At 51.7% G+C, this 23,956-nt stretch carries 21 protein-coding genes; 18 read left to right on the top strand and 3 right to left on the bottom strand.

The window, feature by feature from the left end; translation table 11 throughout:
- Positions 1-13 precede the first annotated feature (13 nt).
- The 6 genes from sufD to J2Z70_RS11370 all read left to right on the top strand — a co-directional run bounded on the left by sufD (position 14) and on the right by J2Z70_RS11370 (position 8,477).
- Entirely contained in the window at positions 14-1,315 is a 1,302-nt protein-coding gene (gene sufD, locus J2Z70_RS11395; RefSeq protein WP_036721436.1) for a Fe-S cluster assembly protein SufD, read from the top strand.
- A complete protein-coding gene (locus J2Z70_RS11390) occupies positions 1,312-2,538 on the top strand; it encodes a cysteine desulfurase (protein WP_076079079.1) in 1,227 nt (408 codons plus the stop codon). The genes sufD and J2Z70_RS11390 overlap by 4 nt, the downstream gene beginning before the upstream one ends.
- The gene (gene sufU, locus J2Z70_RS11385) at positions 2,525-2,953 is read left to right on the top strand and encodes a Fe-S cluster assembly sulfur transfer protein SufU (RefSeq protein ID WP_209872785.1); all 429 of its coding nucleotides are present in this window, start codon (positions 2,525-2,527) and stop codon (positions 2,951-2,953) included. The genes J2Z70_RS11390 and sufU overlap by 14 nt, the downstream gene beginning before the upstream one ends.
- Before the next feature lie 30 nt (positions 2,954-2,983).
- Positions 2,984-4,381, top strand: coding sequence for a Fe-S cluster assembly protein SufB (gene sufB, locus J2Z70_RS11380; RefSeq protein ID WP_036721442.1), 1,398 nt, complete (start codon positions 2,984-2,986; stop codon positions 4,379-4,381).
- Positions 4,382-4,842: 461 nt separating this feature from the next.
- On the top strand, positions 4,843-6,612 hold the full coding sequence (locus J2Z70_RS11375; protein WP_209872782.1) for an ABC transporter ATP-binding protein: 1,770 nt from the start codon (positions 4,843-4,845) through the stop codon (positions 6,610-6,612).
- Positions 6,609-8,477 (top strand): ABC transporter ATP-binding protein, encoded by a 1,869-nt coding sequence (locus tag J2Z70_RS11370; RefSeq protein WP_245368155.1) that lies wholly within the window; start codon positions 6,609-6,611, stop codon positions 8,475-8,477. The genes J2Z70_RS11375 and J2Z70_RS11370 overlap by 4 nt, the downstream gene beginning before the upstream one ends.
- A 93-nt stretch (positions 8,478-8,570) precedes the next feature.
- Here J2Z70_RS11370 and J2Z70_RS11365 read toward each other — a convergent pair whose 3' ends face one another.
- Positions 8,571-8,816 (bottom strand): DUF7667 family protein, encoded by a 246-nt coding sequence (locus J2Z70_RS11365; RefSeq protein WP_209872778.1) that lies wholly within the window; start codon positions 8,814-8,816, stop codon positions 8,571-8,573.
- A gap of 271 nt (positions 8,817-9,087) precedes the next feature.
- Between J2Z70_RS11365 and licT the strand changes: the two genes are divergently transcribed.
- Positions 9,088-9,933: a BglG family transcription antiterminator LicT gene (gene licT, locus J2Z70_RS11360; protein WP_209872775.1), complete on the top strand. Its 846-nt coding sequence runs from the start codon at positions 9,088-9,090 to the stop codon at positions 9,931-9,933.
- Between the two features lie 236 nt (positions 9,934-10,169).
- Entirely contained in the window at positions 10,170-12,032 is a 1,863-nt protein-coding gene (locus J2Z70_RS11355) for a beta-glucoside-specific PTS transporter subunit IIABC (protein ID WP_209872772.1), read from the top strand.
- A 113-nt stretch (positions 12,033-12,145) separates the two neighbouring features.
- Here J2Z70_RS11355 and J2Z70_RS11350 read toward each other — a convergent pair whose 3' ends face one another.
- Complete coding sequence (locus J2Z70_RS11350) at positions 12,146-13,186, bottom strand: HD-GYP domain-containing protein (protein ID WP_036721450.1); 1,041 nt, start codon at positions 13,184-13,186, stop codon at positions 12,146-12,148.
- 159 nt (positions 13,187-13,345) lie between these two features.
- Positions 13,346-13,594 carry a molybdopterin converting factor subunit 1 gene (gene moaD / locus J2Z70_RS11345; RefSeq protein WP_036721451.1) on the bottom strand — a complete coding sequence of 83 codons (249 nt, stop codon included), beginning with the start codon at positions 13,592-13,594 and terminating at the stop codon, positions 13,346-13,348.
- 153 nt (positions 13,595-13,747) lie between these two features.
- Here moaD and J2Z70_RS11340 point away from each other — a divergent pair, with 153 nt between their 5' ends.
- The 10 genes from J2Z70_RS11340 (at position 13,748) to J2Z70_RS11295 (ending at position 23,954) form a co-directional block, all read left to right on the top strand.
- On the top strand, positions 13,748-15,187 hold the full coding sequence (locus J2Z70_RS11340) for a bifunctional metallophosphatase/5'-nucleotidase (protein ID WP_209872769.1): 1,440 nt from the start codon (positions 13,748-13,750) through the stop codon (positions 15,185-15,187).
- Positions 15,188-15,262: 75 nt separating this feature from the next.
- On the top strand, positions 15,263-16,084 hold the full coding sequence (locus J2Z70_RS11335; RefSeq protein WP_209872766.1) for an undecaprenyl-diphosphate phosphatase: 822 nt from the start codon (positions 15,263-15,265) through the stop codon (positions 16,082-16,084).
- Between the two features lie 59 nt (positions 16,085-16,143).
- The gene (locus tag J2Z70_RS11330) at positions 16,144-17,250 is read left to right on the top strand and encodes an HD-GYP domain-containing protein (RefSeq protein ID WP_036721458.1); all 1,107 of its coding nucleotides are present in this window, start codon (positions 16,144-16,146) and stop codon (positions 17,248-17,250) included.
- Between the two features lie 169 nt (positions 17,251-17,419).
- Positions 17,420-18,559 (top strand): radical SAM/CxCxxxxC motif protein YfkAB, encoded by a 1,140-nt coding sequence (gene yfkAB, locus J2Z70_RS11325; RefSeq protein WP_209872764.1) that lies wholly within the window; start codon positions 17,420-17,422, stop codon positions 18,557-18,559.
- A gap of 18 nt (positions 18,560-18,577) precedes the next feature.
- Positions 18,578-19,936, top strand: a complete 1,359-nt coding sequence (locus tag J2Z70_RS11320; protein WP_036721461.1) for a hemolysin family protein — start codon at positions 18,578-18,580, stop codon at positions 19,934-19,936.
- Between the two features lie 218 nt (positions 19,937-20,154).
- Positions 20,155-20,370 carry a spore coat associated protein CotJA gene (locus J2Z70_RS11315; protein WP_036692819.1) on the top strand — a complete coding sequence of 72 codons (216 nt, stop codon included), beginning with the start codon at positions 20,155-20,157 and terminating at the stop codon, positions 20,368-20,370.
- Between the two features lie 3 nt (positions 20,371-20,373).
- On the top strand, positions 20,374-20,640 hold the full coding sequence (locus J2Z70_RS11310) for a spore coat protein CotJB (protein WP_036721463.1): 267 nt from the start codon (positions 20,374-20,376) through the stop codon (positions 20,638-20,640).
- A 48-nt stretch (positions 20,641-20,688) separates the two neighbouring features.
- Positions 20,689-21,258 carry a manganese catalase family protein gene (locus J2Z70_RS11305; RefSeq protein ID WP_036692823.1) on the top strand — a complete coding sequence of 190 codons (570 nt, stop codon included), beginning with the start codon at positions 20,689-20,691 and terminating at the stop codon, positions 21,256-21,258.
- A 172-nt stretch (positions 21,259-21,430) separates the two neighbouring features.
- Positions 21,431-22,312 (top strand): Rpn family recombination-promoting nuclease/putative transposase, encoded by an 882-nt coding sequence (locus J2Z70_RS11300; protein ID WP_209873024.1) that lies wholly within the window; start codon positions 21,431-21,433, stop codon positions 22,310-22,312.
- A 457-nt stretch (positions 22,313-22,769) separates the two neighbouring features.
- Positions 22,770-23,954: an acetyl-CoA C-acetyltransferase gene (locus J2Z70_RS11295; protein ID WP_209872762.1), complete on the top strand. Its 1,185-nt coding sequence runs from the start codon at positions 22,770-22,772 to the stop codon at positions 23,952-23,954.
- Positions 23,955-23,956: the final 2 nt, after the last annotated feature.

Raw genomic sequence — 23,956 nt, 5'->3', positions numbered from 1 at the left:
GAGGAAACCACTTATGACGACGCAAACCATTCTTCCCGTGGATGCACAGCAGCTCGGCGCACAATCGCAGAGCAGCGGCGAACCGGGCTGGCTGAAGGACAGCCGTTTGAAGGCTCTGGAGCTTGCCGCAGGGCTTGACCTGCCGAAGCTGGAGAAGACACGGATTGACCGCTGGAATATCAACAACTACGGGGAATACAAGCCAAGCCAGGCGCTGGCGGCACTTCAAGATGCACCGGCTTCTATTGCCGGGCTGATTGAAGGACAAGAGGAAGGCAGCCTGATTATTCAACGGAATTCAGGGGCTGTATATGCCCGACTGGCTCCGGAGCTGGCTGCGCAAGGTGTTATTTTCACCGATTTGCAGACTGCAGTCAGAGAGCATGGAGACCTTGTTCAGCGTTATCTGCATAAGGCAGTATTGCCGGAAGAGCACTCCATCGCCGCACTGCATGCAGCACTATGGAACGGCGGGGTATTCCTCTATGTTCCGAAGAATGTTGTCATCGAGACTCCGCTGCAGGCGGTTCTGCTCACAGATGACGCTGAAGCTGCCTTTGTACCGCATATTCTGATTGTTGCCGATACTAACAGTTCGTTGACCTACGTGGATAACTACGTATCGGATAAGACTGAAGCGGGTCTGCATAACGGAGCCGTTGAAGTATTCGTAGGTGCAGGTGCCACTGTGAGATACGCTACCGTACATCAGCTGGGGCAGGATACAACGGATGTGACGTACCGCCGCGCCGTTGTGGAGAATGACGGCACCATTGAATGGATCATCGGTGAGATGAACTATGGAGATACAGCCAGCGATACCAAATCGGTGCTTAAAGGCAACGGCTCAAGCTCAGATGCGAAGGTCATTGCTGTAGGCTCCGGTTCGCAGAAGCTGAGCTATACTACACAAGCCCAGCACTTCGGCAGAAATACACCAAGTGACATGATCACGCGTGCTGTTATGCGGGATTCAGCAACCTCGATTATTAACGGAATTACGAAGATTGAGAAGGGCGCTACCAGAGCTGACGGACAGCAGACAGAGAAGGTTCTGATGCTAAGCCCCAAAGCGCGCGGAGACGCCAACCCGATCCTCCTTATAGATGAAGATGATGTAACCGCAGGCCATGCCGCTTCCGTAGGACAGGTCAATTACGAGCAAGTCTATTATCTGATGTCCCGGGGATTATCGCGGCATGACGCAGAAACACTGATCATATACGGCTTCCTTGCACCTGTTGTATCGCAAATTCCACTGGAGGGACTGCGCAATCAGCTCCAATCTCTTGTGGAAAGGAAGTTAGGCCAATGATTAGCAGTCAGATCCGGGAGCAGTTTCCCATCCTGAACCAGAAGATCAACGGCCATCCGCTGGTCTACCTGGACAGTGCGGCCACTTCACAGAAGCCGCGCCAGGTCATTGAGGCGGTCAAGTCTTACTACGAATGGGATAATGCCAACGTACACCGCGGGGTGCATACCCTGGGGAGCCGGGCAACCGATGCGTACGAAGGTGCCCGCGAGAAGCTGAAGAACTTCATTAATGCCCGCAGTGTGAAGGAAATTATCTTCACACGCGGGACAACGACCGCGCTTAATATTGTAGCTTCCTCTTACGGTCCTTCCGTCCTGAAGGAAGGGGATGAGATCGTGATTACCCAGATGGAGCATCACAGCAATTTCATTCCCTGGCAGCAGCTGGCCAAGAACACCGGGGCTACCCTGAAATTCCTGCCGCTGCAAAAGGACGGTACGATCACGCTGGAGGATGCCGAGCAGACGATTACTGCCCGGACCAAGATCGTAGCCATTGCGTATGTATCCAATGTCATGGGCGTTACTCATCCTATCAAAGAGCTTGCAGCGATTGCCCACCGGAACGGTGCAGTAATCGTGGTGGACGGTGCACAGAGCACACCGCACCTGAAGGTGGATGTGCAGGACCTGGATTGCGATTTCTACGCCTTGTCCGGGCACAAGATGCTTGCGCCTACTGGTATCGGTGCTCTCTACGGCAAGAAGGCGCTGCTGGAAGCTATGGAGCCGGTTGAATTCGGCGGCGAGATGATTGATGATGTCGGGCTGTATGAGTCTACCTGGAAGGAGCTGCCGTGGAAGTTCGAAGGCGGAACACCGATTATTGCTGGTGCCGTCGGCTTAGGAGCAGCGATTGATTTCCTGCAGGAGGTCGGGATGGATGAGATTCACCGCCACGAAATGCAGCTTGCAGCATATGCGGAGCAGCGGCTGTCGGAGGTCAGTGATCTGACGATCTATGGTCCCCGCAACCGTCAGGTGGGGGTAGTCACCTTCAACCTGGGTGATGTTCATCCGCATGATGTGGCCACCGTGCTGGATGCGGAAGGCGTGGCTGTCCGCGCGGGGCATCATTGCTGCCAGCCGCTCATGCGCTGGCTGGAGGTTAGCTCCACCGCCCGGGCGAGCTTCTACCTGTACAACACTGAACAGGATGTAGATGCGCTGGTTCAAGCCTTACTTAAGGCAAAGGAGTATTTCAGCTATGAACTTGGATGACTTATATAGAGGCGTAATTATGGATCATTACAAAAATCCCCGGAATCGCGGCTCATTTGAAGATGACGCACTTAAGATTGAGCTCAATAACCCTACCTGCGGCGACCGCATTACGCTTCAGCTTAAGGTGGAGGATGGCGTCGTCCAGGACGCCCGTTTCAGCGGCGAAGGCTGTTCAATCAGCATGTCGTCGGCTTCGATGATGACGGAAGCGGTCAAGGGCCAATCGATAGCGCATGCGCTTGAGATGGCCGACAGCTTCTCCTCTCTAATGAAGGGTGAGGAAGCAGATTTCGGTGACTACGAAGATATTGAAGCCCTGTCCGGTGTTAATAAATTTCCGGCGCGGATCAAATGTGCCACTCTGGCCTGGAACGCGCTTCGCAAAGGCATAGATACGCAAAGAAGCTTATAAAATAATATTACACACAAGGAGGCTGACACCATGGCTAAGAAAGCGCCTGATATGGAGGAATACCAGTACGGATTCCGTGACGAGCACAAGTCGATATTTCAGTCTGGTAAAGGACTCACGGAAGAAATCGTCCGGGAAATCTCCGCAATCAAAAACGAGCCGGAATGGATGCTGGAATTCCGGCTGAAATCCCTGGAGCAGTTCCGTAAGATGCCAATGCCGAAGTGGGGCGGCAATCTGGATGATCTGGATTTCGAGGATATCCAATATTATGTTAGACCTTCCGAGAAGCAGGGCAAGACTTGGGAGGAGGTACCTTCCGAGATCAAAGAGACCTTTGACAAGCTGGGAATTCCGGAAGCGGAGCAGAAGTTCCTTGCCGGTGTCTCTGCACAGTATGAATCTGAGGTAGTCTATCACAGCATGCAGCAGAACCTGGAGGATCAGGGTGTGATCTTCACAGATACGGATTCCGCACTGCGTGATCATCCTGAGCTGTTCAAGAAGTTCTTCGGTACAATCATTCCGCCTGCAGACAACAAGTTCGCCGCACTTAACAGTGCCGTTTGGTCTGGAGGCAGCTTCATCTATGTTCCGAAGGGTGTGAAGTGTGAAGTTCCTTTGCAGGCTTACTTCCGCATCAACTCCGAGAATATGGGACAATTCGAGCGTACTCTGATTCTGGCAGACGAAGACAGCTTCGTGCATTACGTTGAAGGCTGTACTGCCCCGATCTACAGCACGAACTCGCTGCATAGTGCAGTGGTTGAAATTCTCTGCATGAAGAACGCCCGTGTCCGTTATACCACCATTCAGAACTGGGCACCGAACATCTACAACCTCGTTACCAAGCGTGCGGTTGCCGAAGAGAATGCTACGATGGAATGGGTAGATGGCAACATCGGCTCCAAGCTGACTATGAAATATCCTGCGGTTGTTCTGAAAGGCCGTGGAGCCAAGGGTTCTGTATTGTCCATCGCGGTAGCGGGCAAGAATCAGCATCAGGATGCAGGCGCCAAAATGATCCACTTGGCACCGGATACCACCTCAACCATCGTATCCAAGTCGATCAGCAAGCACGGCGGCAAGGTCACGTACCGTGGACTCGCTTCCTTCGGCCGCAAGGCAGAAGGCGCGAAATCCAATATCAAATGCGATACGCTCATTCTGGATAATGAGTCCACCTCGGACACGATTCCTTACAATGAGATCATGAACGATAACATTGTGCTTGAGCACGAAGCGACGGTCTCCAAGGTATCTGAGGAGCAGCTATTCTACCTCATGAGCCGCGGTCTCTCCGAAGCTGATGCCACGCAGATGATTATTATGGGCTTCATCGAGCCGTTCACCAAAGAGCTGCCGATGGAATATGCGGTCGAGATGAACAGATTGATCAAGTTTGAAATGGAAGGCAGTATCGGGTAACTAGCTGCTTCTTTCAATAACCAGGCGATATACAGTGAGTGTCCACAGAACTTTGATGCAGGTTGGTCAAAGCTCTGTGGGCACTTTTGTGTTTTATAGGAACATAAAATACCTTTTATTGGGCTTTCAAAAAGCTGCTTCGCATCGTTGAATCTTGCTATATCTTAATTGAGCAGTATTTGCGAGGAAATAGCAGCATTTAAAACTACGGGCGTCCATTAGCCCCTGCTTAAGCCCGGTTTATTCCGGAAAAAGAGGGAAAACGGTGGTTTCTCCCCTTTGCCGCATTAAATTAGGGATGATAAACTGCTTAAAGTCACTAAATTGGAAGCGCTAAAAAAGCTAGCTTACGGTGCGATATTTAGAGACCAAGTTTATGCTTACGGAGCAGGTTACTTCGTAAAGCTAAGTTTATGCTTACGGAGCCAGCTTTACTTCGTAAAGCTTTAAGGAGGAGAGATATGGATGTTCTCAGGCAACTGCGGGGCTTTTATCGGGAGAAGCTGCACTATCTGATTCTGTCGATTGTATGTTTGGCGGCCGCAACTGCAGTGGGGCTTATTACCCCCAATTTGTTAAGGAGATTGATCGATGATGTTATTGTTCCCCTAAAGTTTACTGAGGTGCCCGTACTCGCTCTCAGTGTGCTTGCTGTCATTATTGTCAAGGCGTGCCTGCAGTTTGCCCATGGATTTTTTGGCGGACGGCTGGGGAATTTCCTGGCCTACCGGCTGCGCAATGCCTGCTATGAGAAGCTGCAATTTCTGTCCTTCCGTTATTATGATACGGCGAAGACAGGTGACCTGATGTCCCGGCTGACCGGGGATTTGGAAGCGATCCGGATGTTTATCGGGTTCGGATTTGCCCAACTGCTGAATGTATTTTTCATGGTTTTGTTCGGCTCCATTATGATGTTTACCATCAATTGGCAGCTGACGCTGGTTACTCTGATCACAATGCCGTTTCTGGCGGTAGTCGCACTCAGATTTGAATCCAAGATTCATCCGGCCTTTCAGGAGATGCGCCTGGCGTTAAGTTCCCTGACAACGGCTGTACAGGAGAATGTCACCGGGGTAAGAACGGTCAAATCGTTTGCCAGAGAGGCCTACGAAGTTGAGAAATTCTCACACCGTAATGAACGTTATAAAGATAATCAGATTTTTGCGGCCGAGCTGTGGAGTAAATTCTTCCCGTTCATGGAGCTGCTTGCGTCAGTCAGTGTAGCAATCCTGCTGGGTGTCGGCGGTACGCTGGTTATCAACAAGCAGATGTCGCTGGGTGAGCTGGTTGCGTTCTTTAGCCTGATCTGGTACATCATCGGTCCGGTCTGGGGACTCGGGTTCCACATCAATAACTATACCCAGTCGAAGGCCTCTGGCGAACGTGTGCTGGAAGTGCTGAATCAGACAATCGATGTCCGGGATCAAGAGAATGCCCGCGAGCTTGCAGCGGCAGAAGTGAAGGGTGAGGTGGAGTTCGATCATGTCACCTTCGCTTACGGCAACAAAATGCCGGCAGTCAAGGATATTCATTTCCATGCGGAGCCTGGTGCGGTCATTGGATTCCTTGGCGGAACGGGATCCGGTAAATCCACGATTACCCAGCTCATGATGCGTGCTTATGATGTGAATCAGGGCAGTATCAAGCTCGATGGCGTGGATATCCGTGAGTTCCAGGTCCGTAGTCTGCGCTCGCAAATATCGACGGTATTCCAGGAGACCTTCCTGTTCTCCTCATCGATCCGCAATAATATCTCTTATGGACTGAAGAATGTCAGCATGGATGAGATCATCCGTGCCGCCGAGCTGGCGAAGGCGCATGACTTCATTATGGAGATGCCGGAAGGCTACGATACGGTAGTCGGGGAGCGGGGAATGGGTCTCTCGGGCGGCCAAAAGCAGCGGATTGCCATCGCGCGCGCACTGCTCAAGAATCCGCGGATTCTTATTCTGGATGATGCCACCAGTGCGGTGGACATGGAGACAGAGCATGAGATTCAGGCCGGGTTCCAGGAGGTTATGCGCGGACGGACCACCTTGATTATTGCCCACCGGATCTCCTCCCTGCGTCATGCCGATCAGATCATTGTCATGAATGAAGGGAGAATGGTCCAGCAGGGCACCCATCAGGAATTGATCGCGGTCCCGGGACCTTACCAGGATGTGTACCGGATTCAGTATGCCGATTATTTAGCCAGGGATATAAAGCGAGAGGCGGGTGATCCGGCATGAGTCTTGAGACCTCCAAGCAGACCGCTGACGGCGTATTAAATACCGACAACAGTAAGGTTGAAGAACAGACGCTTGAAGAACGTTTTATCTACAAAGACGATGATGTGATCGACAAGGCTTTTGACTGGAAGCAGTTCACCCGCTTATTCAGTTATATGAAGCCATATGCGAGGCAGATGCTGCCGCTGGTCTCGATCATGATGATTCTGGGGACGATTACCAAGCTGACGGTTCCATTCCTGACCAGTATGGCGATTGATAAAGCGATTGCTCCAAAAGACGGAAACACCAGCTTGACGCTGCTCTACACGCTCACAGCCAGTGTAATCATTCTGTATCTGATTCAATGGATTGCGGGTGTATACCGGATCAAATATACGAATGTGATCGGCCAGCGGGTGATCTATGATCTGCGCTCGGACCTGTTCCGGCATATCCAGAAGCTGTCCTTCAACTTCTTTGATAAACGTCCGGCCGGATCAGTCCTGGTCCGGGTGACCAATGATATTAACTCGCTGCAGGATTTGTTCACCAACGGGGTCGTCAATCTAATGATTGACTGTGTGCAGCTGTTCGGCATTATGATAATTCTGCTGCTGATCAACTGGAAGCTGGGGCTGGCCGTGATGATTACGGTGCCCATTATGTTCCTGATCTCGACCAAGCTGCGGCAGAGAATCCGTATTGCCTGGCAGGATGTGCGTATGAAGAACTCGCGGATCAACTCCCATCTGAATGAGTCAATTCAGGGGATTCGCGTCACCCAGGCCTACACGCAGGAAGAAGAGAACATGCATTATTTCGATGCCATGAATATGGACAGCCGGAAGTCGTGGAACAAGGCCTCAGCCATGAACCAGGCATTCGGTCCGATCATTGAAGTCACCGGCGGCTTCGGGACGATGATTCTCTTCTGGTTCGGGGCGTACCTGATTCAGTCGGGAGAGCTTACGGTCGGCTTCCTGGTCGCCTTCAGCAGTTATGTCAGCAACTTCTGGGACCCGATCAACCGGCTGGGACAGATGTACAATCAGCTGCTGGTGGCGATGGCCTCCTCCGAGCGGATCTTCGAATATCTCGACGAACAGCCTGCGGTTCAGGATAAGCCGGGAGCAACTCCGCTGTCCAAGATTAAGGGAGATATTCACTTCGATAATGTTGTGTTTGAATATGAGAAGGGCCGTGCGGCTCTCAAGGGCATTAACCTGGATGTCCAGGCAGGCCAATCCATTGCACTCGTAGGACATACCGGCTCCGGCAAAAGCACGATCATCAACCTGATCGGCCGGTTCTATGATATCAAGAGCGGCGGCATCACCATTGATGGACGGGATATCCGCGAGGTTACACTCCAGAGTCTGCGCGAACAGATCGGGATAGTCTTGCAGGATACCTTCATCTTCTCGGGAACGATCCGCGACAACATCCGCTTCGGGCGGCTGGATGCCACGGACGAAGAGATTGAAGCGGCCGCTAAGGCTGTAGACGCCCATGATTTCATCGTCAAGCTGCCTGCCGGTTATGATACCGAGGTAGAGGAGCGGGGAAGCGCACTGTCCATGGGACAACGCCAGCTGCTGTCCTTCGCCCGGGCGCTGCTGGCTGATCCGCGGATTCTGATTCTGGATGAAGCGACCGCCAGCATTGATACGGAGACGGAGATCAAGATTCAGGAAGCGCTGAAGCTGCTGCTTCAGGGCCGGACCTCCTTCATCGTCGCCCACCGCCTCTCGACCATCCGCCATGCGGATAAGATCGTGGTGCTGGATCACGGCGAGATCAAGGAAGAAGGCAACCATGCTGAGCTCACCAAGCACGACGGTATTTATAACGGATTAATAGAAGCACAGTTCCGCTTCTTATAGAAGCACATGCAGCAGCCTGGCCCCGATGTGGGGGAGGGGCTGCTGTTTTTTTTGCGTCTGGAATGATAAGGGGAAGCGTAGAGTTCCTTCCCGTTAAGGCCGTTTTCCCGGCTTCCCGCTTACCCGGACCTCCAGCAGCTGCGCACTGATCTCCTGCTGCCACCCGGTATCTTGAGTACTCTCTGCCAACAGAGCTTCGATATGGAGGCGGGCCATTTCCCAGCAGTAGACGGTGTTAACATGCAGGCAATGCTGAAGCTCGTCTTGCTCCGCCGGAGCCAGTGGACGCTTCAGACTCAGGGTATATAGCTCGGCAAGGCGCTGGTGAACCGCAAGCATCATATCTCCTCCCTTGTATTATTGTCTGCTATTAGCGTGACCCTGGAGATACGGTTTCAAACCGGAATGAAGCCAAATATGAATATTCAGATCTTTAGAATAAAAAAAATTCTTGAAATCGCTTTTATTTATGCTACAATAGCAGTAATACAGGATTGTGACCGGTAACGCGGGCAATGCCTAAGCTGATGCGAGTATCATTTTTATGAATGATATTGGGATCAACTTAGGCTTTTTTTGTACAAACTATGCGTCAGGAGGTGAAATAGAGATGATTATCGAGAAGGTGCTGAACAATAATGTGCTCCTGACCAAGAACCAGAAGGGCAAGGAGGTTATTGTGATGGGCAGAGGAATTTCCTTCAATAAGGTGGCGGGGGATTATGTGGATCCTGCCAAGGTGGATAAGATTTTTCTGCTGAATGAGAATGAATTCACTGCCCGGCTGACTGAACTGCTGAATGATATTCCGGTAGCTCACCTGGAGCTGGCCAGTGACATCGTCACCTACGCGAGTGGAGTGCTGCACACAGAGCTGAACGATAATCTCTATCTGACGCTGACGGATCATATTCATTTCGCGCTGGAGCGTTTTGAGAAGGGGATTCAGCTGAAGAATGCGATGCTGTTTGAGATTAAGCGCTTTTACCAAAAGGAATTCGGGATCGGGCTGGATGCCCTGAAGATGATTGAACAGACCACCGGCCTCTCGCTGGGTGAGGATGAAGCCGGCTTCATTGCCCTTCACCTAGTCAACGCCAGAATGGATGGCACGGAGGTAAGATCGACGATCAAGATGACGGAGATCGTTCAGAATATCCTGAACATCGTTACCTATCATTATAAGGTTGTGCTGGACGAGACCTCGCTTAACTATTCGCGGTTCCTGACCCATCTGCAGTATTTTTCCATGCGGGTGCTGAAGAAGGAGACCAATAACAGCGGGGAAGAGTTCCTGTACAATCAGGTGAGGCTAACCTATGTCAAGGCTTTCGAATGCGTAGGCAAGATTAATGAATATCTGGAGAAATCCCATGGCCAGAGCCTCAGCAAGGATGAATATGTCTATTTGACGATTCACATTCAGCGTGTAACTGAACGCAATAACTTGGAGTAACACGTAACATACGTAAGACTACAATATTTATTTCATATATTTTCATATCATCTGTCAGGGTGTAACTGGTCATGCAGGCAAAACCTGAGCTGATGGCAAAATAGCGTGTGTGTTCTACGCCTTTTTTGCCTTGAGTTCAGGTTTTTCTTGTTTGCAGAGGGGAAAGATAGAAGGGCTGGCACAACTCGCCTCTGCAGCGATGCTTATATTACAGATCTCAAAAGGAGCAAACCCAAATGAGCAATAAAGACTTATCCAAACAAATTATCACACTCGTTGGCGGAGAAGGGAATGTGAATTCCGTCTTCCATTGTGCCACACGCTTAAGATTCAAGCTGAAGGATAACAGCAAAGCCAATAAAGCAGCGCTCGAGAAGACTCCTGGAGTCATTACAGTGGTTGAGAACAGCGGGCAATTCCAGGTAGTCATCGGCAACAATGTCAGCCAGGTATTCGAGCAGATTATGAAGGAAACCTCGCTTCAGGATGCGGAGAAAAGCGGCAGTGACGAAAGCTCGGAAAGCACCGGAGTTCTGGGTAAAGCGGTGGACATCATTTCGAGTATTTTCTCGCCGATTCTGGGTGCACTGGCCGGGGCAGGGATTCTCAAGGGCTTGCTGGCCCTGATTCTGTCACTGGAGTGGATTAGTGCTGCCAGCGGCACTTACATGATCCTCAATGCGGCTGCCGACAGCGTGTTCTATTTCCTGCCTGTCTTCCTGGCGGTTACGGCAGCGCGCAAATTCAAGGCGAATCAATTCGTGTCCATTGCCATAGCCGGAGCCTTGATCTATCCCGCAGTCATTGCGGCTGTAGGCTCACCTGACCCGCTGCACTTCCTGGGGATCAAGATCGTACTGATCAACTATTCCTCCAGTGTAATCCCGATTATTCTGGCGGTATGGGTACAATCCTATGTAGAAAAATGGTTCCGCTCGTTCATTCATGAATCGGTCCGGAATATCCTGGTTCCCATGTTCGCACTGCTCATTGTTATTCCGCTTACGTTCCTGGCCTTCGGACCTGTAGGTTCAATGATCAGTGAGGGACTCGCTTCCGGTTATACTTGGCTCTACAATCTCAGTCCGCTTGTGGCCGGAGCCATTGCCGGGGCGTTCTGGCAGGTGTTCGTAATCTTCGGTGTACACTGGGGCTTCGTACCGATCATGCTCAGCAATATTGCTACACTGGGACAGGATACCATGCTGCCTATTCTCAGTGCGGCCGTTCTGTCGCAGGCCGGGGCTGTATTCGGTGTATTCCTGAAATCGCGGAACCCGCAGCTTAAGGCACTCGCCGGTTCTTCTACACTATCTGCGGTCTTCGGGATTACTGAACCAACCATTTATGGAGTTACCCTGAAGCTCAAAAAACCGTTCATCTATGCGTGTATCTCCGGCGCTATCGGCGGTGCAATTATTGCAACAGGCGGCGCAAGAGCATTATCCTTCTCACTGCCGGGTCTGCTGGCTCTGCCGACCTATTTCGGTACCGGATTTGTCTGGGTAGTCATTGGTATACTGGTAGCATTTGTACTGGCCGCTGTACTGGTGCTGGTGTTTGGCTACAAGGAGCCTGAGACAGATGCTGCGGCACCGGTTAACTTAAGTGCAACCTCGGGTACGACTACACCGACGCTGATTGATAAAGAACTGATTGTAAGCCCGCTGGCAGGAACGCTGCAGCCGCTTGACACCCTGCCTGACGAAGCTTTTGCTTCCGGCGCCATGGGCAAGGGCATTGTAATCGAGCCTTCTTCCGGCATCTTAACCAGCCCTGTGAACGGAACGGTAACTACTGTATTCCCGACAGGACATGCCATCGGCATCACTTCGGAGGGCGGTGCGGAGCTGCTGATTCATGTCGGTGTCAATACCGTGAAGCTTAAGGGTCAGCATTTTACCAAAAAAGTGCAGGAAGGCGACAAGGTAGTCAAGGGTCAGCTATTGCTTGAATTTGACCTTGAAGCCATCCGTGCAGCCGGATTTGTAACCGCCACGCCTGTGATTGTCACCAACTCAGCACAATACCTTGATGTGCTTAAGAGCACAGGGACAGAAGTGCCTAGCGGTGAGCTGCTGCTTACACTTATCCGATAAAAGGATAGCCTCCCCCGGCCGGGGGAGGCTTCTGTTGGTATTCAACTTCAAGCAGCACTTCTGCGGTAACGCAGGAGGGGCTGCTTGATTTATTTTGCGTAGAGGAAATCTCTCTACTCCATATAAATCTCAACGACGGCAATTTTGCGTTCGCGGGACAGGTCAAGGAACTTGCCTTCGCTCTGTACAAGCGGACGGAAGACATCCAGCGGGTTGTTCATCACGATAACACCCATATCACCGGTGCTCAGCAGAACGCGCTTGCCGATGAAGTTAGGCATCAGGTGATTGATGAAGGCCTGGACCGGTTTGCCGTTCAGCTTCCCGAAGCTGAGGGAGTTGATCTCACGCAGAACGGAAATCAGCTCCTGCTTGGACTGATAGACCCGGTGAGTGGTCATGGCACTGTAAATATCCGCAACGGCTGCGATCTGGGCGTAAGGATGAATATCTGTCTTGGTCAGCTGCTTGGGATAACCGGAGCCGTCCTCGCGTTCATGATGCTGCAGGGCAACCAGAGCAGTGAAAGGATCGTTCATGGAGTTCTGTATGATTTCGTATCCGTAAATCGTATGTAATTTGATCTCTTCGTATTCATCAGGGGTTAACTTACCAGGCTTATTCAGAATTGCGGGGGAGATGCGGCATTTGCCGATATCAATCAGGTATCCCGCACGCCCGATCTCGTAGCACTCTGTCTTGGAATATCCGAGCCACGAGGCAAGATAATACGAGAGCATGCCTACCTGCAGGGAATGATTGTAGGTATAGTTATCTTCCCGGTCCAGCAGCAGCAGGAGTGTCACTACGTCCTTATGTTTGTCCAGCGTGGACAAGGTCGGCTGCAGAATATCATCCACTACGGACTGATTGAAGCTGCCTTTGCTGAGCGCTTCCATATATAGAGATTCAAAACCGTCAATCGTGGTATCGAAGCTGCTGGCTGCGGCCTGAATGATTGATGTCCGGCTGGAAGGGGCGGGCTCTTCCTGTACCGTTTCAATGTCTACATAATCCACGCCGTGCTGTATCAGCTTGGCGATTTCCTCCATTTGCAGCCGTGATCCCTTAGGGAGTACATGCAGCCCGCGGGAGCTGAAGGTATCCATCCGCAGATGATCACCCGGTTTAAGATCCATCACGTGTACTCTCAATGACTAGGCCACCTTACTATAGCAATTTTTTACAGCATAGCAACAAAGTCCGCAATATTCAATGGTGTAAGAGTACTGATTGTAGCTTGCAGATTGTGCAACCCGCTGGTCCTACCCTGTTGTGTATCTATGCAGATTCGCGGAAGGGGAACGGTCCGGTTAACCGCCGGATACGGGCGGAATGAAGGCCACCTCTGAACCTTCGGTAATATCCGTATCATCAGGCGCATATTCCTGATCAACGGCTACAAGAGACACACTGATCTGCGGCGCGGCATCGGGATAGGAGGCGGAGAGGAGTTCTTTCAGCCTGCCTGCTGTCAAAGGGGACTCCTGGGCGTGGAAGACCAGAGTGGAGGAGCCGATGATTTCGGCCAGACCGGCGAACAGCCGGATGGAGATATGCATGCTTTCTTCACCCTTTCTGGACTTAAGCTTAGGACAGCTTATAATGATTACAATATACCATATTGGGTCTGAAAATGTTATGCTAACTCTAGAACTGAACAAGCCTGCCGCTTACTTTATAAACGGCTGTACAAGTGGGAGGGAAGCCAGCTTATGAAGCCTGGGCCGCAAAGATTAACCATTATTCATACCAATGATATACATAGCCACTTTGAAATGATGAGTCCGCTTGCGGCAGTGATATCCGCAATGAAGGCAGCGGCAGGCGAGGATCCGGTGCTGCTGCTTGATATCGGAGATCATATGGACCGCGCTGCTGTAGAGACGGAAGGCACGATGGGACAGGCCAACATAGACATTATGAATCTGACCGGATACGATGCAGTCACCATCGGCAATAACGAAGGCCTCACCTTCTCCAAGGAGATGCTCTCAGCCATATTTACAGGTATCCAGTGTCCTGTGGTATGCTGCAATTTCCTGGAGTCCGCTACCGGTGAGCCGCCGCACTGGATGCAGCGCCGCGCGGTTCTGGAGAAGGACGGCATCAAGATTGGACTGACGGGTGCTACGGCGGCGTTCACCTCCTTCTATTCCCTGCTCGGCTGGGATGTGCTGGACCCGGAAGAGGCGCTGCGCGAGCAGGTTCAGCTGCTTGCCCCGCAGGTGGATATCGTGATCATTCTGTCTCATCTGGGGTTACCCGCAGACCAGAGGCTGGCAGAGAACCTGGAGGGCGTGCATGCCATTCTGGGCGGGCACACCCACCATATGCTGGAGCAGCCGCAGATGATTAACGGGACAGCCGTATGCGGAGCCGGCAAATTCGGCCGGTACGCCGGACGGGTGGTCTTCGAGCGGCAGCAGCCGGACGGAGCGTTTCACCTGGCCGAAGGAGGCTGCACGGAAGTTGATCCTGCCTTGACGGAGGAGCTGATCGCTCCGGCGGCAGCGATCCATCTGCTGCGCGGGCGTGAGGCCCTGGAGGAGACGGTTGCCATCAGCGACCGCATGCTGCCGCTGGATCTGCAGGGGGAGTCCCCTTTTGGCAACCTGCTGGCACAGGCGGTCCGCCAGTTCACAGGCAGTCCCATCTCACTCGTGAATACAGGCCAGCTGCTTGGCCCGCTCCCGGAAGGGAATATCACCACAGGCATGCTGCATGCCTTATGTCCTTCTCCGATTAATCCTTGTATTGTACAGCTGACAGGCAAGGATATCCGCACCGCACTTGAACAAAGTCTGATGGCAGAGTTCCGGAATAAAGTCATCTACGGATATGGCTTCCGGGGAGAGGTGCTGGGCACCCTGGCCGTGGACGGATTAAAAATCTTGTACGATCCAAGGGTCATGCCTTATGATAACGGTATTGCGATTTTTGCCGGCGGGGAGCAACTGGAGGATACCAAGGTATATAGTGTCGGCACGCTGGATATGTTTACGTTCCGTACAGGCTATGAGAGTATAGCCAATGGCCGGGAGGCGGTATATTTGCTGCCTCATTTCCTGCGCGATCTGCTGCGGATGGAGCTGCAGCGCCCGGGGAGTCTGGATGAGTGTGAAGCGGTTCGCTGGGAGAGGCAATCCACCTGATGATCCACACCATGTTTTATTAAATTGATAGTTAACACAGTACCAGGTTTCATTGACTAGATCAGGAGGAGTAATATGGATACAATTACAGCCATTATTCTGGCAATTGTGGAAGGAATCACGGAGTTCATTCCGGTTTCTTCGACGGGACACATGATTCTAACGACTAAGCTTCTGGGATTTAACGAGCAGGATTCGATTATGAAGACGTATGAGATCGTGATTCAGCTGGGGGCTATACTGGCGATTGCGCTGGTTTACCGCCAGCGGATTGTGGATCTGCTCGGATTCGGCCGCAGAGACAGAGGGGGCGTAATGCCGGCAGCCCGCCTGAACCTGATTCATGTGCTGCTGGGCATTGTGCCTGCGCTCGCTGTAGCTTTTTTTGCCCGGGACTTCATTAAAAGCCTCTTCGGGGCATCCACCGTCCTCTGGGCGCTGGTCGCAGGCGGTATTCTGATGATCATTGCCGAATGGGTCAACAAACGTAAGATACGCGTGACGGCGCATGATCTGGATGATCTGTCCTACGGGCAGGCACTCTCGATCGGACTGTTCCAGATTATTTCCGTCCTCTGGCCCGGGTTCTCCCGCTCCGGCTCGACGATTTCCGGGGGGATGCTGAGCGGAGTGAGCTACAAGGCCTCGGCCGACTTCTCCTTCCTCATCGCGATTCCGATTATGTGCGCGGCCTCGGGGTATGAGCTGCTGGATTCCTACAAGAATTTCACGAGTGAGACGATCGGGTATTTTGTCATCGGCTTCATTATTTCCTTCATCGTGGCTTATGTGGTGGTAGTTCTGTTCATGAGAATGATCCAGAAGATCAGACCGACGCATTTTGCCATCTACCGCTTTATCCTTGCAGCCGCCTTCTGGCTGTTTATTATGCGTTGATTCTCAGCTTGGCATCACAGAAAAGCAATTTTACCGTTTAAAGGCAGGAGTGAGCCAAGGTGCGTCTAGTATCCGTCAATCGGCTTCAGGCCGGAATGAAGCTGGGTAAAAAAATATATAATGATGAAGGGCTGGTTCTGCTTGCGGACGGAGTGGAGCTTACCGATTCCCTGATCAAGCGGCTCGCCAGAATCGATATCGGCTATATCTATATTGAGGATTCGCTCACGGAGGATATAGTGATCCCCGGAATGCTGCAGGACGAGACGCGCAATCAGGCGCTCAAGGTCATCCGGAACCAGTTCCAGCAGATGTCCGGCGCCTCGGGAATTACCAAGGGCTTTTATCATCTGGATAAAAAGTTCTCCAAGGTGATGGATTCCATCCTTGATGACATGTCCCTGCAGGAGGACCCGATGATCATGCTGCTTGACATGCACACCGCTGACAACTACCTGTATGTCCATTCCCTGAACGTATGCCTGTATACGCTGGTTCTGGGCATTGCCCACGGCTACAGCAAAGAAGAGCTGCGGGTCATCGGGCTTGGTGCGCTGCTGCATGATATCGGCAAGACGCAGATTCCTGTCAAAATTGTTCAGAAGCCCGGCATGCTCAGCGAGGAGGAGTTCCGCCATATGCAGGCGCATACGGAGATCGGATACCGCATTCTCAAGGAAGAGCCGAATATTCCTCTGCTGGCGGCCCACTGTGCCCTGCAGCATCATGAACGGATTGACGGCTCCGGCTATCCGCGCGGCCTGACGGGTCCGCAGATCCATGAATATGCGAAATGGCTGGGGGTCGCCGATTCCTATGATGCGATGACCTCCAACCGGATTTACAAAAAAGCCATGCTGCCCCATCAGGCGGTAGAAGCGCTGTATGTCGGCTCAGGAACTTTGTATGAGCAGAAGCAGCTGGAGTTATTCAGAGACCGCGTGGCCATCTATCCGCTGGGACTTACGGTGAAGCTCAGCTCCGGCGAGAGCGGTGTGGTGGTCAAGATTGATCCCAGCACACCACATCGGCCTGTTGTCCGGGTACTGAATGGACCCGAAGGCGAAACGGTTACCCCCTATGAGCGTGATCTCAGCAAAGCCCTCTCTGTAGTCATTGTGGATGTGACAGACGGGGGAGAACCTGTAGTGAAAAGTACCGGATAGGTGTTCTGCGCAGCGAGGAGAGAATAGGGTATCTGCAGGAATTGCGGAGCTGTATTCTCCGCCTTGCTGTTTTTTTGAGTAGTCGTGGTATGATATAGCTTAAGTTATCGTTCTTTTTCTTTTGTTTTGGGTTAATAATAAGGAATAAGCATTAAAGGAGCATTAAGAAATGAGTATATTAGAGCCATCATCTATAATCCCTGTAAAAGAGCTGTCGCCGGAGTATGATCCGTGGGATCCGATTACTTCACTCCGTGAATACGGGCAGCATGTGCTGACCAGTGTAGAGATGACGGTCACGAATCTATGCAATATGCGCTGCGAGCATTGCGCCGTCGGCGACAGTCTTACGATGAAAGAGGGAGAGCTGCTGCCTTTAACCAAGATGCTGAAGCGTCTGGACGAGGTAGAGCATCTGCAGACTATCAGCATTACGGGCGGGGAGCCGATGTTCCGTGCCGGGACGGTGGAGAATACTATCGTACCGCTGCTGAAATATGCACGGGCGCGGGGCATCCGTTCGCAGATCAACTCCAATCTGACCATGCCGTATTCCCGTTATGAGCAGCTGCTCCCTTACCTGGATGTCATGCATATCTCGTTCAATTATGTGAACGGCGATGACTTCCACGAGGTGGGCTTCGCGAACAGCGGGCACCCGGTCTCGAAGGAGGCCGCCTACCGGCTGTACGACACGATGCTGGAGAATTCCCGCCGGCTGAGCAGCGACGGAATGCTGATCTCTGCCGAGTCGATGATCAACTACCGTACACACACCAAGCTTCCCGAGATTCACCGGCTGATCGGGGACATGGGGGCAAGACGGCATGAGGTACACCCGATGTACGCATCCAGCTTCGCCTCGAAGCTGCCTGTGCTGTCGCTCCGGGAGATGAATACTGCTATTCATTCCCTCCTTGACCATCGTGACCCGGAGATGTGGATGCTGTTCGGCACGCTGCCGTTCTTCGCCTGCAGCTTCCTGGAGGAAGACCAGCAGCTGCTGAGCAGACTGCGCAGCGAGAAGAATGTAACGCTGCGCAATGATCCGGACGGAAGAAACCGGGTCAATGTCAACCTGTTCACGGGCGATGTCTTTGTAACAGACTTCGCCGACATATCCGCCTTTGGCAATATCAGCGACTCGAAGCTGGATGACATTTTCACCGAGTGGCAGACTAAGCATCCCTTGAATCAGCAAGTGAATTGTTACTGCGATGCGGCAGGCTGCTGCGGGCCTAACCTGCTCGTGGCCGATATGTATTATCCCGGGGTCGATTTCAAAACCAGAAAAGCGATCACCTTGTAGAAATGGGGCGTTATTATAGTGCATACGGAATTTGAAATAGGAAGATTAGTGCTTAATCTTTTGCTCGTTCTGGTGCTCGTATTATTAAATGGTGTATTTGTTGCGGCGGAATTCTCGCTGGTCAAGGTCAGACAGTCCCGTCTGACCCAGCTGGTCAGCGAAGGGAACAAAATGGCGGGATATGCGCTTAAGGTCAACAAGCGGCTGGATTCGTATCTGTCGGCCACCCAGTTCGGGATCACACTCGCTTCCCTTGGACTCGGCTGGGTCGGGGAACCGGCGATCTCGGAGCTGCTGGTGGAGCCCCTGATGTACCAGATCGGTGTTACTGACCAGACGCTAATCTCAACGGTATCTGTGATTATCGGCTTCTCGATTATTACCTTTTTACATATTGTGCTGGGGGAACTGGCACCGAAGTCTCTGGCTATTCAAAAAACGGAAGGGTCAGCACTGCTGCTGTCCGCTCCGCTGATGTTCTTCTATAATCTGTTTCTGCCCTTCATCTGGGTGCTGAATGCGTCAGCGAACGCTCTGCTGAGATTGTTCGGCGTGGAGCCGGCCAGTGAAGCCGAGGCTGCCCATTCGGAGGAGGAAATCCGCATTCTGATGAATCAGAGCGCGAAGAGCGGGGTGATCGATCAGGATGAGATGAAGCTGATGGATAACATCTTCGAATTCTCGGACCTGCTGGCCCGTGAGGTGATGCTGCCGCGTACCGATATGGATGTACTGTACAGCAATCTTCCGCTGGAGGAGAACATGCGGATCATTACGGAAACGAAGCATTCGCGTTATCCGGTGGCCTTCGAGGACAAGGACCGGATTATCGGCTTCATCCATATTACGGATCTGCTGTTCGCCCCGCCGGAGCAGCAGAATGATCTGGCTTCCCTGGTCCGGCCGATTCTGAACGTGCCGGAATCGATGGAGATCAGCCATGCGCTGCGGCTGATGCAGAAGAACAAGGCCCAGCTGACGCTGGTCGTTGACGAGTACGGCGGAACGGCGGGGCTGCTGACCGCCGAAGAGATCCTGGAGGAGATCGTCGGCGATCTGCATGACGAGTTCGAGGATGAACGCCCCAGCGTAGAGCGTAACGGCGATTACATCTCCGTAGAGGGCCGGATGCTGATTGAAGACGTCAACGATCTCACAGGCGTCGTGATTGAGGATGACGAGGTGGATTCCATCGGCGGCTGGCTGTTCAAGGAGCTGGAGGGCAATCCGTCCAAGGGCAAGAAAGTTGTGGTAGGCGACGTCACCTTCGAGGTGGAGGAATCCACCCGGCTGCGGATCACCCGGATCAACATCCACCGCGAGCCGCCGCCAGAGTCCGAAGAGGATGCGGAAGCTGTGGAAGAGGAGAAGGAGTAAGCAGAAGTGTAACTCGTATTTTTAAATAGAGCAGGGTACTTCAGAAGCCGGTTTGCAGGGCTTTTGGGGTCCCTGTTTTTTTGTTGCTTAGGGCGATTTTATTGGGCAGTTGTTCTTTTCCACCCTTGGACTGTCATAAGTTAGTTACGAAGGTAACGATCAGAGATCTGGACATCCATCAGGCAATGCCGTCAAAACCTTACGAGGAGGAATGATCATTGAACTCCCAGGATCGCGTATGGACACCGTATAGGGGACCGTTTGATCCTTGTCCGCCGGTGCCGTTCAAGACGTATGTTGTGCCGCCGAATCAATTCGTCACGTTTCAGCCCCCGAATCTGCCGCAGTTCTCCCTGCCGGAGGCGCTCAAGCATGGAACGTTATGGCCATCGCTATACAGCCCTTATGAGTCCAAGTTCAAAGGAGGGAAGTAGGCTATGGAAGCTAATCCTTGCGAGCCCCGTTATTACGAGATGCTGGAGCAGCTGCAGGTACTTGATTTTGCACTCGTAGAGCTGAATCTGTACCTGGACACTCATCCGCAGGATGTGAAGGCGATTGAGCAGTTCAATCAGCTGACGTATGAGCGCACCAAGCTGGCGAACCAGTTCCAGGAGCTATACGGACCGCTGCAGAATTTCGGCCGCGCCTATTCCAAGGCTCCATGGCAATGGAGCGAGAGTCCCTGGCCTTGGCAAGTCTAAGGCATGAAGCCGGGAATGAAATAGCCTTAAGGAGGGGGAAGTTCACGAATGTGGATCTATGAGAAAAAGCTGCAATACCCGGTGCGTGTCGGCAAATGTGATGTGCGGATGGCCCGGTATCTGATGGAGCAATACGGCGGTGCGGACGGCGAGCTGGCTGCGGCGTTGCGCTATATGAACCAGCGGTATGCTATACCCGATAAGGTAATTGGTGTTTTGACTGATATTTCCACCGAGGAATTTGCCCACCTCGAAATGATTGCCACTATGATCTACAAGCTGACCAAGGACGCCTCGGTGCAGGAGCTGGAAGCTGCAGGCTTAGGCCCGAACTATGCGCAGCGGGATCATGCGTTGTTCTATAACAACTCTGCAGGTGTTCCGTTCACAGCTGCCTACATCGCTGCGAAGGGAGATCCAATCGCGGATCTGTATGAGGACATTGCGGCCGAAGAGAAGGCCCGGGCTACATACCAGTGGCTGATTGACATGACCGACGATGTGGATCTGCAGGACAGCCTCAAGTTCCTGCGCGAGCGGGAGATCATTCATGCGATCCGGTTCAAGGAATCGGTGCAGATCTTGATTGAGGAGAAGGATAAGAAGCGGGTGTTCTGAGGATGATGTATACACAAATTGAATAGATAGCTTGAAAAGAAGAGCCGCAGGAGCAACATCTGCGGCTCTTTTTGCATTGAATGCGAACATGTGTGCTTTTTGTTATATTGAATTCCATTAAAATGGGATATGCTCACAAGAAACAAGCAAGATATAACAGGAGGCGACTAAAATACCCTTACCGCATGATGAAGCTTTTAAGAAGCTGCTGGAGACGTTCTTTCAGGAATTTATTGAGTTGTTTTTTCCTGAGCTGGATTCTATGCTGGACTACAGTGAAACCCGGTTTCTGATGCAGGAATTGCTCGTGGATATTGTTGGCGAGGAAGCGCGGGAGCTGGATCTCCTGCTGGAAATCCGGTACAAAGGACTGGACGGTTATATTTTGATTCATCTGGAGCCGCAGTCGTATCGGGACACAAAGTTTCACGAACGGATGTTTATTTACTTCAGCCGTCTATTTGAACGCTACCGTAAAGAGCATAAGCTGATTATTCCGATTGCGATCTTCACTTCAGATGAGATCAGAGAAGAGCAGGACACCTTGGAGATGGTTATCCCTGAGCACCAGATTTTGCGCTTCCAGTTCCTAAAGGTGGAGTTGCGTGAGCAGAACTGGCGAAGATTTATTGATTCGGACAATGCAGTGGCTGCTGCGTTACTAGCCAAGATGGGGTATACTACAAGAGAAGCAAGAGAAGTGCGCCGGGAGTTCCTGCGCATGTTCATGAAGCTGAAGACACGCTTGGATCAAGGGCGGTTGGCGCTGATTATGTCAGTGGCAGATTTATATTTTAAGCCGGACCGGGCCCAGGATGAAGAGATTATAAAAGAATTAATGATACAATACCCGGAGGAGGGTGAAGCGATTATGGAACTCATGCCAGCCTGGAAGCGTTGGGGATACGAAGAAGGTATAGCTGAAGGAATAGAACAAGGAATAGAAAAGGGCCAAGCCGAGATTATCCGTAAGTTACTGCTTCATGGATTTACTCCGGAAGATGTGTCCAAAGCCGTAGAGTTACCGGTGGACGAGATTAAGAAGCTGATGTAAGCAGGGATCCTCCAAATAACGGAATAATATGCTAAGAGAGCTGCAAAAAAACGCCTCCAGACCCAAGTAAGGGCCGGAGGCGTTTTAAATATGAACTCTTTTGGTATGTTTTCATTCGTTTTTCTGAAATAACCATTAATAACCAGAATTTCAAAGGATATGATAGCATGACCTCGTTGGGGGAGTGTACAAGGGCTTAGAGCTATTTGTATGTAAAATTATGTATATTTTTGAGTGTTGAGGAAACCGGCGTTTAGGCTTACACTGAATATGTAAATAAATACCAAATATTCGAATGGAGGAAGGCGATCAAGGCGGCATAGCGGATCAAGCTAATCAAGCTAAACAAGCTGACTAAGCTGATTAAGCCGATCTAAGCCGTAACGCATACTCTCTCATACATCGTGATCATACCCGCACGTAAGTCCACTACAATCAGAAAGGAATGTGAGATTTTGTGAACAGAGTTGCATTGGTAAGTCCCTTACGGACTGCAGTTGGTTCATTTAACAACGGACTTTCGACACTGAGTGCTACAGAATTAGGAGCGAACGTGATGACGGCCTGCCTTCAGCAAAGCCATGTAGAGCCTGCGTTAGTGGAGCAGATCTATCTGGGCAATGTCCTACAGGCGGGCGAGGGCCAGAATCCTGCCAGACAGGCGGCACTGCAAGCCGGTATCCCTATTGAAGTGCCTGCAACAACTATCAACACCGTTTGCGGTTCAGGGCTTCATGCCGTCGCTTTAGCTTACAACTCTATTCGGGCTGAACAAGGGAGTGTCCTCCTGGCCGGAGGGATGGAGAGTATGTCGAATGCCCCTTATGTGCTGAGAAATGCAAGAAACGGCTATAAGCTTGGAAACAGCGAGCTGATAGATACCGTGGTCGCTGACGGGCTGACCTGCCCGATCAATCATTACCATATGGGCATTACAGCCGAGAACATTGCCGAGAAATATCATATTTCGCGACTGGAGCAGGATGAATTTGCTTATGACAGCCAGATCAAGGCCGCCGAAGCTAAGAGAAATAAGGTTTTTGCTGAGCAGATTGTACCCGTGATGACCACCAGCAAAAAGGAAACTGTATGGTTCGCGGAGGACGAGCATGTAAGAGGAGAGGTCAGCAAAGAGAAGCTTGCTCATCTAAAGCCTGCTTTTAAAGAAAACGGATCGGTGACTGCCGGAAATGCCTCGGGGATCAATGATGGAGCGGCGGCTGTGCTGGTGATGTCGGAGGACAAATGCAAGGAGCATGAGGTTGAGCCTTTTGCCTATATTAAGGGCTATTCATTGGTTGGCGTTGACCCTGCGTATATGGGGATGGGTCCGGTACGAGCTATTAAGTCGCTGCTTAAGAATCAGGACATTCCTCTTGAGGCCATTGATCTGTTCGAGATTAATGAAGCCTTCGCGGCACAGGCCATAGCGGTATTGCATGAGCTTGAGATTAACCCGGAGAAGGTGAATGTCAACGGCGGCGCGATTGCGATTGGACATCCTGTCGGGGCCAGCGGAGCCAGAGTGTTAGTTACGCTGGTGCATGAAATGGTACGGAGATCGTCGCATTACGGTATAGCCAGCTTGTGCATCGGAACGGGGATGGGTATTGCCATGCTGGTTGAGAACGCACGTTATTAACA

The sequence above is a fragment of the Paenibacillus silagei genome (genome assembly GCF_017874735.1).
GTDB lineage: Bacteria > Bacillota > Bacilli > Paenibacillales > Paenibacillaceae > Paenibacillus_AQ > Paenibacillus_AQ silagei.
Note: the sequence above shows the minus strand (reverse complement) of the source record. Positions and strands in the feature narration are given on the sequence as shown.